The sequence below is a fragment of the Asaia sp. VD9 genome, from assembly GCF_037150015.1.
In the GTDB taxonomy this organism is placed as follows: domain Bacteria; phylum Pseudomonadota; class Alphaproteobacteria; order Acetobacterales; family Acetobacteraceae; genus Asaia.
This window is the reverse complement of the sequence record NZ_JBBCQM010000013.1, coordinates 1-16,147: the sequence shown is the minus strand read 5'-3', so window position 1 is coordinate 16,147 and position 16,147 is coordinate 1. Positions and strand designations below refer to the sequence as shown.

General features: G+C 61.1%; 17 protein-coding genes. 6 read left to right on the top strand and 11 right to left on the bottom strand.

Going from position 1 to position 16,147, the window contains the following annotated elements:
* Positions 1 to 38 precede the first annotated feature (38 nt).
* A complete protein-coding gene (locus WFJ47_RS13930) occupies positions 39 to 959 on the bottom strand; it encodes a transporter (RefSeq protein WP_233582154.1) in 921 nt (306 codons plus the stop codon).
* Positions 960 to 1,153: 194 nt separating this feature from the next.
* On the opposite strand from WFJ47_RS13930, the gene WFJ47_RS13925 reads away from it, so the two are divergent.
* From WFJ47_RS13925 to WFJ47_RS13915, 3 genes are all read left to right on the top strand, one after another.
* Complete coding sequence (locus WFJ47_RS13925; protein ID WP_127102985.1) at positions 1,154 to 2,140, top strand: helix-turn-helix domain-containing protein; 987 nt, start codon at positions 1,154 to 1,156, stop codon at positions 2,138 to 2,140.
* Positions 2,141 to 2,277: 137 nt separating this feature from the next.
* Entirely contained in the window at positions 2,278 to 3,306 is a 1,029-nt protein-coding gene (locus WFJ47_RS13920; RefSeq protein WP_336763791.1) for a carbon-nitrogen hydrolase family protein, read from the top strand.
* A gap of 2 nt (positions 3,307 to 3,308) precedes the next feature.
* The gene (locus tag WFJ47_RS13915) at positions 3,309 to 4,358 is read left to right on the top strand and encodes a phenylacetaldoxime dehydratase family protein (protein ID WP_336763790.1); all 1,050 of its coding nucleotides are present in this window, start codon (positions 3,309 to 3,311) and stop codon (positions 4,356 to 4,358) included.
* A gap of 89 nt (positions 4,359 to 4,447) precedes the next feature.
* On the opposite strand, the gene WFJ47_RS13910 is transcribed toward WFJ47_RS13915, so the two are convergent.
* Positions 4,448 to 5,416, bottom strand: a complete 969-nt coding sequence (locus WFJ47_RS13910; protein ID WP_336763789.1) for an SDR family NAD(P)-dependent oxidoreductase — start codon at positions 5,414 to 5,416, stop codon at positions 4,448 to 4,450.
* Positions 5,417 to 5,538: 122 nt separating this feature from the next.
* On the opposite strand from WFJ47_RS13910, the gene WFJ47_RS13905 reads away from it, so the two are divergent.
* Positions 5,539 to 6,114: a TetR/AcrR family transcriptional regulator gene (locus WFJ47_RS13905; RefSeq protein WP_127102989.1), complete on the top strand. Its 576-nt coding sequence runs from the start codon at positions 5,539 to 5,541 to the stop codon at positions 6,112 to 6,114.
* A gap of 42 nt (positions 6,115 to 6,156) precedes the next feature.
* Here the strand turns inward: WFJ47_RS13905 and WFJ47_RS13900 are convergent, their stop codons facing one another.
* The 5 genes from WFJ47_RS13900 to WFJ47_RS13880 form a co-directional block, all read right to left on the bottom strand.
* Complete coding sequence (locus WFJ47_RS13900; protein WP_127102990.1) at positions 6,157 to 6,990, bottom strand: NADPH-dependent oxidoreductase; 834 nt, start codon at positions 6,988 to 6,990, stop codon at positions 6,157 to 6,159.
* Between the two features lie 71 nt (positions 6,991 to 7,061).
* Positions 7,062 to 7,613 (bottom strand): adenine phosphoribosyltransferase, encoded by a 552-nt coding sequence (locus WFJ47_RS13895; protein ID WP_336763787.1) that lies wholly within the window; start codon positions 7,611 to 7,613, stop codon positions 7,062 to 7,064.
* A gap of 95 nt (positions 7,614 to 7,708) precedes the next feature.
* Positions 7,709 to 8,077 carry a response regulator gene (locus WFJ47_RS13890; protein ID WP_336763785.1) on the bottom strand — a complete coding sequence of 123 codons (369 nt, stop codon included), beginning with the start codon at positions 8,075 to 8,077 and terminating at the stop codon, positions 7,709 to 7,711.
* Between the two features lie 30 nt (positions 8,078 to 8,107).
* On the bottom strand, positions 8,108 to 9,415 hold the full coding sequence (locus tag WFJ47_RS13885; protein ID WP_336763783.1) for a multidrug effflux MFS transporter: 1,308 nt from the start codon (positions 9,413 to 9,415) through the stop codon (positions 8,108 to 8,110).
* Between the two features lie 208 nt (positions 9,416 to 9,623).
* Positions 9,624 to 10,373 carry a VTT domain-containing protein gene (locus WFJ47_RS13880; protein ID WP_336763781.1) on the bottom strand — a complete coding sequence of 250 codons (750 nt, stop codon included), beginning with the start codon at positions 10,371 to 10,373 and terminating at the stop codon, positions 9,624 to 9,626.
* 255 nt (positions 10,374 to 10,628) lie between these two features.
* Here WFJ47_RS13880 and WFJ47_RS13875 point away from each other — a divergent pair, with 255 nt between their 5' ends.
* Positions 10,629 to 13,037, top strand: coding sequence for a TonB-dependent receptor domain-containing protein (locus WFJ47_RS13875; RefSeq protein ID WP_336763780.1), 2,409 nt, complete (start codon positions 10,629 to 10,631; stop codon positions 13,035 to 13,037).
* On the opposite strand, the gene ybaK is transcribed toward WFJ47_RS13875, so the two are convergent.
* Positions 13,038 to 13,523, bottom strand: coding sequence for a Cys-tRNA(Pro) deacylase (ybaK, locus tag WFJ47_RS13870; RefSeq protein WP_336763778.1), 486 nt, complete (start codon positions 13,521 to 13,523; stop codon positions 13,038 to 13,040).
* A gap of 109 nt (positions 13,524 to 13,632) precedes the next feature.
* The gene (locus WFJ47_RS13865; protein ID WP_127102996.1) at positions 13,633 to 14,532 is read right to left on the bottom strand and encodes a DMT family transporter; all 900 of its coding nucleotides are present in this window, start codon (positions 14,530 to 14,532) and stop codon (positions 13,633 to 13,635) included.
* A gap of 233 nt (positions 14,533 to 14,765) precedes the next feature.
* Between WFJ47_RS13865 and WFJ47_RS13860 the strand changes: the two genes are divergently transcribed.
* Entirely contained in the window at positions 14,766 to 14,978 is a 213-nt protein-coding gene (locus tag WFJ47_RS13860; RefSeq protein ID WP_264813950.1) for a CsbD family protein, read from the top strand.
* A gap of 59 nt (positions 14,979 to 15,037) precedes the next feature.
* On the opposite strand, the gene WFJ47_RS13855 is transcribed toward WFJ47_RS13860, so the two are convergent.
* Complete coding sequence (locus WFJ47_RS13855) at positions 15,038 to 15,202, bottom strand: hypothetical protein (protein WP_336763775.1); 165 nt, start codon at positions 15,200 to 15,202, stop codon at positions 15,038 to 15,040.
* Between the two features lie 30 nt (positions 15,203 to 15,232).
* Positions 15,233 to 15,667 (bottom strand): LysE family transporter, encoded by a 435-nt coding sequence (locus WFJ47_RS13850; protein ID WP_336763773.1) that lies wholly within the window; start codon positions 15,665 to 15,667, stop codon positions 15,233 to 15,235.
* Positions 15,668 to 16,147 lie beyond the last annotated feature (480 nt).

Genomic DNA, 16,147 nt, shown 5'->3' with positions numbered 1-16,147 from the left:
ATCCCCTCCCTGGCGTTCAGGGCAGTTTCTGCCCCGGCTCATAGCGGGATCTGGAATTGCAGCCAGTAGCGGTCGCCCCGCGTGCTGTTTTGAACACCCATTTCATGTTGCCATTTCAGGGCTACCGCGTAGGGCGGTCTGAAAAACCAGATCAGTTGCGGACCGAGACCGTATTTGGCCAGGCGATTGCCATCCCCCACACGATGACCGTTCTGGACGTCATTGGTGAATTGCGAGGTGACGAACCCGTTCAGCCCCAGCCGCAATTGCGGCAGCGCTGGGCTCAGCATGTAATTTGCGCCGAAATCGATATTGATGACATTACCCGATTTATAGTCTGTCGCGCCATTGCGGGCATTGATCTGCAATTCCCCTTCGGCCGAGACATCGAAGCGTTTGGTCGGCATCCAGGTCAGTGCGGCTTCCTGATTGAACCCGAAAACATGCGTGGATTCATTCACCAGATCCGTCCTGCTGAAGGAGCCGATCGGCAGAAAGGCGCCCTCGCCCAGATAAACGTGCAGTTTGGGCGTATGCCAGGACAGGTAGAGCGGTGCCAGGTAAAGCCAGTTTGGCCCAAAAGCCGTACTCCCCTGACCGCCTGCACGCAGGGTCAGGCTGTTGATGGCCAGAATGGCGCTGCTCGAGAGCGTCGCGCCCAGAAACTGTCCGTGCCAGCTATGGAACAGGCGGGCTGCATTGGCGATGGCCGTGGCCCTGAAACCGGGAACCGAGGATTTCCTGCTCGTGCTTGAATAGGCCCCATTCGGATTCACCACAAAATAGTCCTGCCAGTAGGTCTGGCCTGGCGGAGGGGTGAGCGCAGGATAGATGGTCTGAACACCCGAGGCCCAGTTGGTCTGCCCACCCTCAGTTGCCTGGCTGGCGGGTGTCAGCGCGCCGAGCATCGCCATCAGACAGACTGCGCGCGTGAGATGCCCAGTGAACTGCGTTTTCATCTGATCCCCCATGGTGATGCCGTGGAGGAAAAATCATCATGAGCGAGGCAGGTGGTTCTTGTCCGGGAGAGAGGATTTTCTTGCTGCGCGCTCGCGCTTTGTCCTAGGGCGGAACAATAACGATACCGCAACGTATTGGGGCGTGATATGGGCGGTTTCAGGCCAGATGGGGGCACAAAGGGAGGGCAGGGATCATGCCGCTCGTCATGCAAAGCTATGATACGCTGGGACTGTCGCCACGGGCGGGACTGGAATTCTGGCAAGATGTCGTCTGCCGGTCTTTCGTCCCGCTGGAATGCCGCGCTCAGGGGGCAGGGTTCCACGGGGCGGTAAGGCGCCTTGAAATGGAGGCGTTCAGCCTCACGACTGTCTGCTCCGGCGCGCAATCGGTTGCCCGAACGCGTCGTCTGATCAGCGCCGCCGGGGAGAGCCATTATCTCGTCAGTCTCGGGGTGACCGGCAGGGGGCAGGTTATCCAGGATGGACGGGAAGCCATCGTGGCGCCTGGCAGTTTCGCCCTCTATCACACCGACAGGCCCTACACGTTGCGCTTTAACGAGGATTTCGAGCAGATCATCCTGATGATGCCGACTGAGGCGCTGGACGCCCGGTTCGGCCATGCGCCGGGCCTGACCGCCACAGTGATGGACGGCGCCAATCCGCTTTGCGGTCTGGCTGCGTCCTTTTTTCACGGGTTGACCGGGACCAGCCGATCCCTGCCGGATCTGCTCGTCCCGCGCCTGACCGCGCAGGCGGCTGAACTCGTGGCCTCGATGCTGATCGCCTCGGGATATCGTTCTGGCGCGCCGACGTCGCATCGCCTGACCATGGGGCTCCAGATACGCAACGCGATAGAGACGAAGCTGCGTGATCCTTCTCTGGGGCGCAAGGCGCTGGCCGAGCAGTTTCGTATCTCGACGCGCTATCTCGATGACCTGTTTGCCGATCAGGGCATGGGCGTCTCGGAATACATCATGAAGCGTCGTCTTGACTGGGCGCGTGAGGCGCTCGCCGATCCTTGTCGTGATCGCTACCAGATCGGCGAGATCGCAGCGATGAGCGGCTTCGTCAGCCAGGCGCATTTCAGCCGCGTCTTTGCTGCGGCCCATGGCTGCGCGCCACGCGCCTTCCGTCTGGCCAGCCGTGAAACCCGAGAGACAAAGGGTCTTTCGGATGGCTGAACGCCTGCCCTGCATGCCGGATATCATGAGGCATGTTTTGCTTCCGTAGCGGACAAGACAGGTGATCGTTGCGCTCTAGGATCGATCCTGTGCCGGGCTTTTCTGTCCGGCTGGAGATCTATTGACGGAGCGGAACAGTGAGCCTCAAGCACCCTCGATACAAGGTCGCTGTCGTACAGGCAGCCCCTGTCTATCTCGATCTCGACGCCACCATCGACAAGACGATCGCCCTGATCGATGAGGCCGCAGCGAAGGGGGCGGCGCTGATCGCCTTCCCCGAAACATTCATCCCCGGCTATCCGTGGCATATCTGGCTGGACAGCCCCGCCTGGTCCATTGGGAGTGGTTTCACCGGGCGGTATTTCGACAACTCGCTGGCCTATGACAGCCCGGAGGCCGATCGCCTGCGGGGCGCGGTCAAGCGGGCAGGAATCACCGCCGTGCTGGGTCTGTCCGAGCGTCAGGATGGGTCGCTCTATATCGCCCAATGGATTATCGGCCCCGATGGTGAGACGATTGCCACCCGACGAAAGCTGCGCGTGACCCATGTGGAGCGTACGGTCTATGGCGAGGGCGATGGAAGCGACCTGGCGGTCCATGCCGTGCCGGGTCTGGGGCGCGTCGGGGCGCTCTGTTGCTGGGAGCATATCCAGCCTCTCACGAAATACGCGATGTACGCCCAGAACGAGCAGGTGCATGTGGGCGCCTGGCCCAGCTTCTCGCTCTATGAGCCCTTCGCTCATGCGCTGAGTGCCGAGGTGAATATTGCGGCCTCACGCGTCTATGCCGTGGAGGGCGGCTGTTTCGTGCTGGCCCCGTGCGCCGTGGTTTCCGAAGCCATGATCGAGACATTATGCACGACGCCTGAGAAGCGGGGTCTGCTCAAGGCAGGCGGGGGCGCTGCCCGCGTCATTGGCCCGGATGGGCGCGATCTTGTCGCGCCCCTCGCGCCGGATGAGGAAGGTCTGCTGATCGCCGAGATCGATCTGGCCGCGATCCCGATTGCCAAGGCTTCTGCGGACCCGATCGGGCATTATTCGCGCCCTGATGTGACGCGCCTGCTCTTCAATCCGGTGCGGGCGCGCCGTGTCGATTACATGCGCCCCCGCGACCCCGACCCGGTCGAGGCAGGCTCCTTCTGCGTTCCGCCCGGCCTGGAGGATTGAGCATGGAAAGCGCCATTGCCCCCCATCTTCGTTGCCCCCGGCATGATCCGGATTTCAATCCGCGTCGCATAAGCGATGATTTCCTGCCGCCTTTCCCGGCCTGGACGGCGAGGGACAAGACGGAGCAGGACCAGAGCGTCATGGGGTATTTCGGCGTGCAATGGCGCGATCCTGCGCTCGATGAGGCCGCAGATCGTCTGCTCGACACGCTGGCACAGCGGCTGGCCGGATCTGCCGTCAACGTGGAGCGGGCGGTTTTTGAGGATGGGGCGGGATATGCCAATGCCGTGCTGATCGGCTACTGGCCGGACCCTCAGGCCCACGCCGGATGGTGGCGTGGGCAGCAGGAGTGGTGGCAAGGGCAGGCCCGTGCGCACGGCGGGCTTGGGCTGTATCGGGAGGTTTTCCTGCCGCGCAGTACCCATCTGGAAACGCTGTTCAGCGCGTCGGACCGGCTGGAGGGCATCGGTGTTATGCTGGGAGGGCGCAGCGCGGAGCCCATTCAGGAACATGGTTATTGGGGCGGGATGCGCGACCGTCTGCCTGCCAGCCAAAAGGAGGCTTTCGCAGCCTCCGGAGGGCGGGAGATCGTGCCGATCGCGCCGGGTGCGCGGCTGGTGATCGGGCATGAAGGTCTGGCCCTGATCCGCTCCGGTCAGGACTGGTCGGATGTGGTCGGGCAGGAACTGGCGCTCTATCGGGACCGGATCGAACCAACGCTGCGCGCAGGCATGATGTTCCTGCGAGATGAAGGGGTGGAGATCGGCTGCTATTTCAACCGCTACATGTACGTGGATGAAACGCGGGGAGGCAAACCCTGTCGCAGTTTCGGCATGAGTGTCTGGCGTGATCTGGCCTCTCTGGAGCATTGGGCCGAGCATCATCCCACCCATAAGGCGATTTTCGGCGATTTCATCGAAGTGGTGCAAGCGCTCAGAGGCGTCCTGAGCCTGCGTCTGTTCCATGAGGTGGCCGTCCTGCAATCCGACGCGCAGATCTATGAGTATCTCGGCTGTCATGACCGTACCGGTATGCTCAACGGTCTGGCCTAGGGTACCCTGCCAAGGACAGGTTCAAGGGGCCGTAGCAGCGCGATCAGGGTCTGGGCGGGGAGGGGCAGTGTGCCACTGCCCGCTCCCTCTCAGCGGGTGGGAAAAGTTTCGCCCACCATCGATTCGCTCAACTTCCAGAGTGCCTCGGCCCGCGCGGGATCGACGGCGTAGGCGCGCACGCCGGGGATGGTGATGCCGAGGGGCTCGTTATCGGGGACAATGGCGCTCACGCTGCAATTCTCGCCGTAGCGCCCGCCAATGGTCTGTGGATCGGCTATGGTTGCCGCCCAGACTGCGCTCGCCGCGCCTTGCGGGATGGATTTGAAAACGAAGGGGGGACGCCCGGCCTCGGCCTCCTGCCGATTGATCCCTTCAACCATGGCCTCGATTGCGCCCTCGGGCATGTGGCGTACGAGTTCCGTGGCGATCCCGCCGGGATGCACGGCCATGGCCCGGATATCACGGGGCTTGTGGCGCGCATCGAGCGCGACGGCGAACAGGATATTGGCCGTCTTCGAGCGGCCATAAGCGCCGAACGGTGTGTATTCGGTGCGCTCAAAGTTCGGGTCGTCCAGATCGATATCGCCATAGCGATGCCCGGCAGAGGACAGCATGATGACCCGCCCGCCCGGCTTCACGAGGGGCATGAGCCGGTTCACGAGGACGAAATGTCCGAGATGATTGGTCCCGAACTGCGTTTCGAACCCGTCTTTCGTATATCCCAGCGGCGTTGCCATCACCCCCGCATTCGCGATCAGCGCATCGAAGGGAAGATTGGTCGCCAGCAGGTGCTCGGCGCAGTCACGCACGCTCGCCAGATCCGCGAGATCGAGGGCTGTGACACTGAACAGGGCGGGGTCGATCATGTGTGTGGCCTGTCGGGCCTTGGCGAGATCACGCGCTGTGCCGACGACCTTTGCCCCATGGGCGACCAGCGCCCGGGCAGTTTCGATACCGAGCCCTGCTGAAACGCCGGTGACAAGATAGCGTTTGCCGGTGAGCGACACGCCGCTGAGCACGTCACCGGTCGTCGTCTGTGCGTTGAAAGAAGTGGACATGAACAGCCTCATGGGCAGAAGGCGCATGCGTCTTGCCGGCCGACAGGACACAAGCTAAACGGAAGCATACTCCGCTTCTCATATACGGAATCATATTCCGTTTAACAAGAGGGTTCTCTCCGATGACCGACACCCCCAAGGCGCGCCGTCCGCGCTCCGATGGGCAGCGTAGCCGCCTGGCGCTTCTGGCTGCAGCGCGCAGTGCCTTCATGGCAGGGGAAAGTGATATCCGCATGGATGCCATCGCGTCGCGTGCCGGAGTCGGGGTTGGGACGCTCTATCGTCATTTTGCCGATCGTTCCGCCCTGATCGAGGCGGTTTATGCCGATGAACGCGATCAGCTCGTGGCGTCGGCTCCGGTTTTGGCCGCCAGCCACGAACCACTCGAAGCGCTGCGCCAGTGGATGCAGCTTTTCGTGGCTTATGCCGCGACCAAGAAGATCATGACTCCGGTGCTTGAAACCGTGACCGGCGGCGCGGCCTCTCTGCATGAACGCTCTGGCGCACCGATTATCGACGCCATGCAGCGCCTGACATCGGCCTGTGTCGCGGCAGGCGTTCTGCGAGACGATATCGATCCTATGGACATGCTGCGTGCGGTCTACGGGGTCTGCACGATCGCCGGAGACAGGCCGCAACAGGCCATCCAGTTCATTGATATCGTTCTCGCTGGCGCCCGTCCCGGGGTGACGCCCTAGGAGGGCGGCCTGCCTGCCTGGCGGGTCGGGCGCAGCGCGCGCTTATTTCATGGGGAAGCCGAGCGTGCGCAGGGAAGACAGTATCGTATCACGCCCATGCAGGGCTGCCCGTGTCGCGATTCGCGCCGCCATGGTTTGGGACCATAGTCTCGGCGGCAGGCCCTGCTCCTTCTGAAAATCACCGTCGCGCGCGTCATGCAGTGCGATCAGGGACGCCTCATCCGCTACGCCATAATGCTCGTGATGGAGCACGACCGGTTGTGGCAGGCGCGGCTTGACGCTGGCCGGGCGGGACGGGTCGGGATAGCCGACGCAAAGCCCGAAGACCCCGATGCAGCGCGCGGGAAGGCCGAGTTCGCGGGCGACTTCCTCGGGATGGTTGCGCAGACCGCCGATATAGACGGTTCCCAGTCCCGCAGCCTCAAGCGTGGCGACGGCATTCTGGGCAGCAAGAGCCGTGTCGATGGCGGCCAGAAGCGTGACCTCGGTATAGTCGAGCGCCTCATGGCCCTGGCCGGTCGCGCTGGCGACCCGCTCAAGGCGGGAGAGATCGGCCAGCCACACGAGGAAGACCGGCGCCTGGGTGATGTGGGCCTGGTTGCCACAAAGCTCGGCAAAGCGGGCCCGCCGCCCGGGATCGCGTAGCGCGACGACGCTCCAGGCCTGGAGGTTGCTCGAACTTGCGGCAGATTGCGCAGCAGCGATGGCGGCTTCGATGGTGCCCTCGGGCAGGGCGTCGGGCAGATAGGCGCGCACGCTGCGATGGGTCAGCAATGAGTCGAAAACATCGGTCTGCGCTGCGGGTGTTTCTGCCAGCTCCGGGGGAGGGGCGGTACGATACCGTTGCTGCCAGAGGGTGGTGAGGCGATCGGTCATGACGGGCTCCACTTGGGGCCCGTCAGTGCAGGAGCAGGACGCAGCCTGTGGCGCGCCTGCCCGACGGGCCTTCAGGCGGGGTAGGTTAGGAGCGAATGCAGCGGTACGTCCAGCTTGTCGCGGCCGCCCAGACCGTCCAGCTCGACCAGGACCGAGGTGCCGACCACTTCGGCGCCAACATTCTGCAGCAGCCTGATCGAGGCTGAGAGCGTGCCACCTGTGGCCAGGAGATCATCGAGCACCACCACGCGCTGGCCCGGCTTGACGGCGTCTTCCTGGATGTGCAGTTCGTCCTTACCGTATTCCAGTCCGTATTTGAGCGCGATGGTCTTGCCCGGCAGCTTGCCCGGCTTACGCAGCATGATGAAGCCGCAACCCAGACGCATGGCGACCGGAGCGGCGGTCAGAAAGCCACGGCTCTCGATTCCTGCCAGCAGGTCGGGCTGCCACGGGGCGATGGCGCGCGCAAGACGGGCGGTTGCGATCTGCCAGGCATCGGCATTACGGATCAGGGTTGAGATGTCGTAGAACAGGATGCCCGGCTTGGGGAAATCCGGGATCTCGCGAATATACTTCTTGAGATCGAGTTCCGGCTGGTCGCCGTGCGTCACGTTCTGGGCCATGGTCCTGCTTCTCTTCCCTGGTTTACTGGAGCATCAAAAGGCGCGGCATCTAGCCGCTTCGGGTCGCAAAAGTAAATGTCGGGCCGCCCCAAGGCTCAGCCCTTGGACGCCTCTGCCGTCGTGATCGCCTCGAGCAGGGCGGCCCGACGGAATGGCTTGGGCAGGATCACGGCACCCGGTACCAGATCGTCACGCGACGAGGAATCGTCGAAATCACCCGAAATCAGGATCACGGGCAGGGCAGGGCTCGTGTCCCGCAAGCGCAGGGCCAGTTCGGCACCAGAGCTGCCGGGCAGGTTCAGATCGGTGATCAGAAGACCGGGCATGGTGTTTGCGGCCAGAGCGAGCGCCTCGCTGGTCGAGGCTGCGCGCAACACGCTCCGGTCGAGGGTGGAGAGAATCGTTTCAACGATAAGGGCAATGGAATCGTCATCCTCCACAAGAAGGACAGGCGAATCGGGCATCTCTCAACTCTCCACCACGGGCGCTGCCGATTATTCGGCAGGCGATACGGATTTGTGGCCGTGGGGACGCAAAATGGCAAATACGCCCATCATCAGAGCCGCAAACAGCATCAGCGCGGCCATGGGCATGGGGGTATCTGCAGGCAGCAGTCCGATAGCCGTGCTGGCCAGTGAACCCAGCGCGTATTGCATGGTTCCTGCAAAGGCCGACGCGCTCCCGGCAAATTGAGACTGGTTGCTCAAGGCCCCCACCATGGAATTGGGGCCGATGATACCGGTCATGCCCAGGGTGAGCATCATGCAGCCCACAATCGGGATCAGCATGATCGGGCGGATGTGATGGGTCGGGCCCAGATACTGCTCAGCCAGCATCACCACGACCAGAAGCGCGATGGCACCAAAAATCGCGATGACCAGTGCCCAGCCGAGCATGGCCGAGGAACTGACACGTCCGACCAGAGCGCCGTTGATTTGTGACGAACCGATCATGCACACCGCGAACAGGCCGAACAGCATGCCGTAATGGGCGGGGGTAAAGCCGAAGATATGCTCGAACACGGTGGGAGCTGCCGTGAGGTAGGTGAAGGACAGGAAGCCGCAGAAACCCCAGACCAGAGCATTGGTAATGAAGCAGCGCTCACGCGCGATGAAGAGATAGCGGTGCAGGAGCGAGAGCGGCCGCAACTCGCGACGGCTTTCGACAGGCAGGGTTTCGGGAAAGGCACGCAGCAGGAACAGTACGCACACCCCACCATAGACGGCCGACACCCAGAAAATGGCCCGCCAGCTGATATAGTCGAGCGCGATCCCCCCCAGCATCGGGGCGAGAATGGGCACGATCCCCTGAATGAGGATCAGCTTGGACATGAGCTTCGCGGCTTCGTTTCCAGTTGAGAGATCGCGCACGCAGGCACTGGGAATCACGATGCTGGCCGAAGCCGCAATGGCGGCAACGAGCCGGAAGACGCACATCCAGCCCATTGTGGTGGCCATGGCGCAGCCAACACTGCCCAGCGTGTACACGATCATGCCGATCAGCATGGGAATGCGTCGCCCGAAGCGGTCAGCCAGAGGCCCCATGCTGATCTGCCCGATAGCCAGACCGACCATCCAGGCCGAAAGCGTCATTCCGGCACTGCCCGCGGGGGAGTGGAGCGACCTTTCAAGCGCTGGAAAGGCGGGAAGATAGATATCGGTCGAAACCGGACCCACCGCCGTCAGGAACCCCAGAAGCAGGGGAAGCCAGCCAGGCATGACGACAGGGGTGGCCCGGGCAGGATCGCCCCGCAATCCGGTGGCAGAGTTGTCAGAAAGAGAAATCCCGTCGGGAGAGGCCATGAGGCGCTCCTGCTGGATGATGGACTGCAAGATGTTAGACGTATGCCCTGTGTCAGACAGGTTCCGCGCTCTTCAAGCGCATCAGGAAGAAGGCGGTTTTTGGACCAGTCTCTGGCAATGAGGTGTCAGATATCGCAGCGCTCAGGTTTTTCAATGACTTTTTTCGACCCTGCCGGAAGAAAGTCACGCAGAGGGCACGACACGGCCGTCACTTTACGTCGTCATTCCCCGCTTCTTGAGTCAACGTTGCGAGCGCACCGCCCTCTCTTCTGGCACGTGCCATGAGTAGCCATGCGAGAGCGGAGGAGCCCGCGAAAAGCGCAACGCCGAGCCCGATCTGTACGCCCTGCCCGAGTTGTGCACCGGCACCGATGAGGACGAAGACGAGGTTCTGGGGAATGGCGCCCAGAAACGTGGCCCAGCCGAAGGCGTTGATCGGCACTCCATAAAGCCCGGCGGCCACGGTCACCATGATGGCTGAGCCGACGGGCATCAGTCTCAGGGTCAGCACCGCCTGGAATGGGGTCTTTTCCAGAATATGCCCTATGAGCGCCAGACGCCCCCTGAAACGTGCCTGCCAGCGTGCGCGCTGCGCAGGCGAAGCCATGCGTCTTGTCCACAGAAAACCCAGGAGCGCTCCGGCCAGGCTTGCGGCGCTGGCCAGACCAAAACCCGCCAGGGCCCCGAAGACAAGACCAGCCACCACACAGAGCGCCTGACGGGGCAGGCCGAACAGGCTGTAGGGAATGCCGATGGCGAGGAATACGAGAGGCGCGAGAGGCTGGTGCTTCCACCCTTCGATATAGGCGAGCAACGCCCGCGTCAGAGAGAACTCCCGCACGGCAAGGAGCAGAACCGTGACGAAAGACAGGGTCAGTGCGGGCTTCCAGAGGGCCTTGAATTGTGACTGACGGGCAGGGGAAGGGATGGGCAGAACAGGGCTCCATTCGGTGTGCACCGAGCGATTAGCAGTCCTTTAACGACAGAGGAAGCACCCTATGATGCAGATGGGTAACAGTGGGTGACGATTCTGTCACCCGAGGGCAATTGTCACGCAGGTTTCGTTGCTGTTGGTGAACGTAACTGGTAGCCGGGGAGTAAGTTTCTGTTTGATGTCGTAACGATATTATCGACGTCGAGCAGCGACGCTCTGATCGTCAAGTGCCGAGGGAACCGCTACTCTATGTCGTCCAGTTTCACGCATCGCTGTCTTATGATGCTTCTCACAGGGACCGCCCTTGCAGGAAGCATTCAGGTCTCGACCGCCGCGCCGACCCGTCAAAAGCACCATGCGTCCAGCCATCGGACGGCAAGCTCGGCTCCTGCCAAGGTTGCAGCCCCCGCTGCTGCGCCCGTTGCAGCGGCTGCCCGCCCGGCTCCTGTGCCGGTCATGGCGCGTTCGCAGCCTGAGGAAATCGCCGTGACAGGCCGAAGCAGCCGCAGCCGCCAGCCCGGTGGCGGTTTGCTGCGTGTCGAGACGGCTCCCAAGGCCGTGCAGACCATCACGCATGATTTCATTGCCAAGCTGGCCCCGAGCGTGAACCTGCAGCAGGTCATCGCCATGATGCCGGCCGCAAACGTGACGCAGGCCGACCCGTTCGGTCTCTATACGGGCCAGACCAATGTCCGTGGTTTCGACACCACCGAAATCGGCTGGCTTCTTGATGGCGCGCCGCTGAACGATATCGGTGGCGGTCAGTTCTATGCCAACGAAGTACTGGAATCCGAGAACCTCGAAAGCGTCTCGATGCAGCCGGGCTCGGTCAATCTGGATACCCCGGTGCTGAGCGCCTCGGCCGGTATGACGACCATGACCATGAGCAATCCGACGCATCGCTTCGGCGGGGTGATGGATGTGTCTTTCGGCTCGTTCGACACGTTTCGTGAATTCATCCGCCTGAACTCTGGCGATATCGGCAATAGCGGCGTGCGTGCCATGTTCGCTTTCAGCCATACCAAGGGCAACACCTGGCGTGGCCCCGGTCAGGCCGAGAAATACCATTACGATTTCAAGATGGTGAAGGACTTCCGTAACGGAAGCCATACCGGTCTGACCGTGGCCTATAACGACCAGACCAACGACTTCTATCTGGCCCCCAATCTCAGTCAGTGGCGTACGACAGGGTATTCGACCAATTACGCGACGGATTATGCTGGTCCGAATGCAGCAGGCGCAAATTACTACAAGCTGCACGTCAACCCGTTCGAAAACGTGGTTGCAGCCCTGCCGACTCATATCGTCATCACGCCCAAGCTGACGCTCGAGGACTCGCTGTATTTCTGGCACGGCATCGGCAACGGCACGGGTGCTTCGGTCATCAATGCCTCGAGCTATATGGGCAACCAGGCCGTCAAGCTCGATCTGGGTGGTGCCAAGAGCGCTCTGGCGCTGGCTCCGTCGAACCAGGAGCAGTTCCGCACCGGCAACACCATCTCGCTGCATTACAAGCCCGATCATCACCACGATATCTCGCTGGGCTGGTGGTACGAATATGCCAACCTGTACCAGTACTCGCCTTATGGCATCGTGAACCAGGCGACCGGCGAGGCGAACAATATCTGGGGCACGACCGACATCATCAAGACGACCACGGGACAGCCTTTCCGCGCCCGTGACTTCCTGTCGCTCACGCAGGTGAACATGATCTTCATCGGCGATACGATGAAGTATTTCAATGACCGCCTGAACATCCAGATCGGCTTCAAGGAAGCGATGGTCACCCGTCGCATGTACAACTACACGCCGGGTACGCAGTACAACCGCAACCTGCACACGCCCGAGCCGCTGCCCCAGATCGGCATTGCCTGGAACTTCAACAAGCAGCACCAGATCTATGTGTCGGGCAGCACCAACTTCAAGGCGCCGTCCAACACCTCGCTGGTCGATTATTACAACACGGCAGGCAGACAGACCCAAAGAGGTGGACCGTCCAAGCCGGAATACACCATCCAGGAAGAATTGGGTTACCGCTATAACGGTGAGCTGATTGTCGGCTCGATCTCGTTCTTCAACTACAACCTGACCAACCGTCAGCAGACCCTCAATTACTATGACGGGACGGCAGGTGCCAGCTATAGCCAGACGGTCAATGCCGGTGGCCAGACCACGCGCGGCGTCGATATCCAGATCGCCACACGTGCCTGGCACCACATCCGCCCCTATGCAACGTTCGAATATCTGCACTCGACCATCGATAACAATATTCGCGTGAATAACGACCTGCTGCCGACGGCTGGCAAGATCGCCATCCGTTCGCCGTCCAAGCAGGCCAAGTTCGGCCTCGATTATGACGATGGCAGCTTCTGGTTCTCGGGTCAGGTCATCTACGTTGGCAAGCAATATGCCAGCTTCATGAATGACAGTTCGATTCCGCAATATGTCACGAACCAGGTGGGTATCGGCTACCGCTTCAAGAACCATGGTTTCATGAAGTCGCCGCAGATCCAGCTGAACATGACCAACCTGACGGGCGCCAAGTTCCGCAACGGCGTGTATGGCTTTACCACCAACCTGAACCCGACCAAGGGTGTGTATGGCACCATGATCGCTTCCGGTGGTCAGCCCTCCTACTACCTGAACCCGCCCTTCTCGGCGATGGTCACCCTTTCCACGGGGTTCTGATCATTCCGCAAGGGGGGCCACCGTCCAGCCAAAATGGCTGGCGGTCGGTTCCGGGGTGATCTCGCATTGCAGGCCTCTGCGGCCTGCATTCACGAAGATCGTTTCCTGCTCAAGCGCGTGTCGGTCCAGAAGGACGGGCACGCGTTTTTTTTGTCCGAACGGGCTGATACCGCCCGTCTTGTAGGCGGTCAGGCGTTCGGCATCGGGCGGGGCCATCATGGCAGCCGATTTGCCCTTCAGAGCGGCGGCGACCGCCTTGAGATGCAGCTTGTGATCCGACCGGATGATCGCGCAGGCAGGTTTGTCCTTGTCCACCCAGACCATCAGCGTCTTGAAGACACGTTCAGGCGAGACGCCGAGCGACTCTGCCGCCTGCAATCCCTTGCGGCTCGCCTCGGGGTCATAATCATGCGCGTGCAAGGTGTAGGCTATGCCCTCTTTCTCCAGCAGGACGAGGGCAGGGGTCTGGCCAGAGACGGGCTTCATCGCAGGGGCTCCATGAGACGTGTGATTGTGTCTCATCAGAAAACCGCGCTACCTGCCTGTCAAATCGTCCCGCAATCGCGCCCCCGTACCGTTCTCCGGCAATAGTGTATCAACCCTGTTCGACTTCCACGGGTTGAGGCAGCGGCTTGCGGCGCAGAAATGCCAGCACATTACCCAGCAGGATCAGCACCAGCCCCGCCAGCATCGGCACAGACCAGGTCACCTTTTCGAGGAATGCCGACATGCCGAGGGCAATGACTGGTGAGAGAATGGTCGCATAAGCGGCGCGATCCGCTCCGATGCGCCGCACCAGTTCGAGATAGAACAGAAACCCGGCGACCGAGCCGAACAAGGCAAGGTAGAGCAATCCGCCCAGCCAGCGCGTCGTGAGGGGGAATTGATAGCCATGACCTGAGAGCGGGATGACAACGGCAAGCAGTGTGGCACCGCAAATCATGCCCCAGAAAATGGTATTGGTGAGACTCAGATCGAACCCGGCCAGATGGCGCGAGAGCATGTTCCCGCAGGAAAACAGGAACGTCCCCAGCAAAGCGAAGCCCATGCCCGCAAGCATCAGGTGCCAGTTTTCATGAGCCATATCGCCGGCCAGAAGAAGGGCCACGCCACACACTCCCAGAAGCCCCCCGGCCAGCACGCGCATATCCGGTGTCTTGCGGAAGAACAGCCAGAGATTGAGCGTGTTGAACAAGGTGGCCATGCTGAAGATGACTGAAACTGTCCCGCTCGGCAGATAGAGTTCAGAACTGTAGATGCCGAGAAAGTTGCAGGAGAACAGGCAGGCACCCATGCCCGCAATCCACGGCCATGCCGCTTTGGGTGGTACACGCAGCTTGCCGGTCAGGGCCAGACCGGCCCCGATAAGCGTTGCCGAGAGAACGAAGCGCCAGAAAATGGCCACGTCGGCAGTCGTTCCGCCAATCTGGAGATGAATGGCGAACCAGGTCAGCCCCCAGAGGATGACAACGGCGAAAAACAGGAAGGGGGCCATCGATGCGCTTTCTTGATCCCGGAGACAGGGGAAACCTACCTTATGGGATCGCTCTCTCCGGAAAAAGAGCAGCTTATGACGAAGACGTCATATTTCATGCGACTTTGAGCCGGATGACGCGTTGTGAAATCCGTCCTGCCAGCGCCAATGCCGCTGAGACCCTGGCTCCCTGAGGGGCAGTGTCTCTGAGGCGTAAGGCCAGACGGCAGAACCTGGCAGAAAGGAACAGTGTCATGAGTTCATTCACGGACAAGGTCAGCGGCACCGTCAAACAGGTGGTCGGCTCGATCAAGGAAGAAACCGGCAAGCTCACCCATAACGAGAGACTGGAGGCCGAAGGCGCCGCGCAAAATCTCGAAGGTAAGGCCGAGAAAACGAAGGGCGATGTGAAAACCGCCGTCAATAACGGCATCGATAGCGTCAAGGATGGCCTCAACAAGCTCTGAGGTTTTCTTGAAATCCGCCTCGCACTACTCCCCGAGGCGGATTTCTCCTGCCTGGTCACTTAGCAGATCAGAAGGGTGAGGGCTGATATCGCCAGCAGGCCTCCCATGAAGCGATTGATCAGAGCGGCATGGCTTGACATCACATTGAGACGATACAGGGAAAGCCCGAGTACCGCCCAGCCGAGCTGAGACGCGAGTCCAATAACAAGCTTTATGCCTATCATGAGCGCCAGCGTCCGTAACCAGTGCGGGCCTTAGGGAAGATAGGCTGTGCCGGTCGTCAGCGCCATCATCCATGCTTTTGGGTTGGACCAGCAGAGCAGGAGCGCCCGGCTCCAATGAGGCAAGGCGTTTTCAGACGTTGCGTCGGGGCGCTGACAGGCAACCGACCAGGCGAGATAGAGCATCCAGCCGGCACCCAATGTCCCGAGTGCTCGGGTAAGAACGGGCATGGACTGCAGGATAATGCCGCCGCCGATTGCGCCGACAACAAGCATTGCGCCGAACGCCAGGGTAATAGCTGCGATGCTCGGCAGGGTACTCCTCAGCCCGGAGCGTCCGGCAATGGTCATGATCAGCAGATTATTCGGCCCGGCGCTTGCAGAGCTTGTCAGCGCGAAGACCAGAAAGGAGGCGATAGCCTCACGGGAGAGGCCAAGGGAAGTCTCGAGGGGGAAAGTTGCTTGCATCGAGGGAGCACCGTGTCAGGGCCACGCGGCAAGACCTCAAAATGTCCCGCCGTAGAGGCGGGGTTGGGAGAGGGCCTAGCAGAAACTCTGCACACGCACCCGCTCGACCCTGCCTGTGCAGGAAATGGGTACGACGACGGAGAGAAGCTGCTGTGCCATGGAAAGATGAGCCTAGCGGTATCCGGGGCACTCGCAAGAACGCGCATGCACGCTGAGAGAGGAAAAATCTCCTTTTTTTGGATTAATTTGTTTGTGGTGTGTTGATTGATGGGGGTGGGAATCGGGATTGGCTTATGATTGGCGGGGGTTTTGGGTGTTTTGAGGAAGTGTTTGACAACCCCCCCTGGTTTCCGTAAAAGCCCGTTCACCGCAGCGGACGATGCTGGGGTGGCTGCCTGAAAGACTGAGTAAGATCAGTAGTTTAGGTAGGGTTCTTTGAAAATTGAATAGGAATGGAAGGGATATGTTGGCGGCGCTTTG

Bases quoted from the DNA above. Each gene is read 5' to 3' on its own strand.
- WFJ47_RS13930 (WP_233582154.1), bottom strand. From the start codon at position 959: ATGAAAACGCAGTTCACTGGGCATCTCACGCGCGCAGTCTGTCTGATG.
- WFJ47_RS13925 (WP_127102985.1), top strand. From the start codon at position 1,154: ATGCCGCTCGTCATGCAAAGCTATGATACGCTGGGACTGTCGCCACGG.
- WFJ47_RS13915 (WP_336763790.1), top strand. From the start codon at position 3,309: ATGGAAAGCGCCATTGCCCCCCATCTTCGTTGCCCCCGGCATGATCCG.
- WFJ47_RS13910 (WP_336763789.1), bottom strand. From the start codon at position 5,416: ATGTCCACTTCTTTCAACGCACAGACGACGACCGGTGACGTGCTCAGC.
- WFJ47_RS13905 (WP_127102989.1), top strand. From the start codon at position 5,539: ATGACCGACACCCCCAAGGCGCGCCGTCCGCGCTCCGATGGGCAGCGT.
- WFJ47_RS13900 (WP_127102990.1), bottom strand. From the start codon at position 6,990: ATGACCGATCGCCTCACCACCCTCTGGCAGCAACGGTATCGTACCGCC.
- WFJ47_RS13895 (WP_336763787.1), bottom strand. From the start codon at position 7,613: ATGGCCCAGAACGTGACGCACGGCGACCAGCCGGAACTCGATCTCAAG.
- WFJ47_RS13890 (WP_336763785.1), bottom strand. From the start codon at position 8,077: ATGCCCGATTCGCCTGTCCTTCTTGTGGAGGATGACGATTCCATTGCC.
- WFJ47_RS13885 (WP_336763783.1), bottom strand. From the start codon at position 9,415: ATGGCCTCTCCCGACGGGATTTCTCTTTCTGACAACTCTGCCACCGGA.
- WFJ47_RS13875 (WP_336763780.1), top strand. From the start codon at position 10,629: ATGATGCTTCTCACAGGGACCGCCCTTGCAGGAAGCATTCAGGTCTCG.
- ybaK (WP_336763778.1), bottom strand. From the start codon at position 13,523: ATGAAGCCCGTCTCTGGCCAGACCCCTGCCCTCGTCCTGCTGGAGAAA.
- WFJ47_RS13865 (WP_127102996.1), bottom strand. From the start codon at position 14,532: ATGGCCCCCTTCCTGTTTTTCGCCGTTGTCATCCTCTGGGGGCTGACC.
- WFJ47_RS13860 (WP_264813950.1), top strand. From the start codon at position 14,766: ATGAGTTCATTCACGGACAAGGTCAGCGGCACCGTCAAACAGGTGGTC.
- WFJ47_RS13855 (WP_336763775.1), bottom strand. From the start codon at position 15,202: ATGATAGGCATAAAGCTTGTTATTGGACTCGCGTCTCAGCTCGGCTGG.
- WFJ47_RS13850 (WP_336763773.1), bottom strand. From the start codon at position 15,667: ATGCAAGCAACTTTCCCCCTCGAGACTTCCCTTGGCCTCTCCCGTGAG.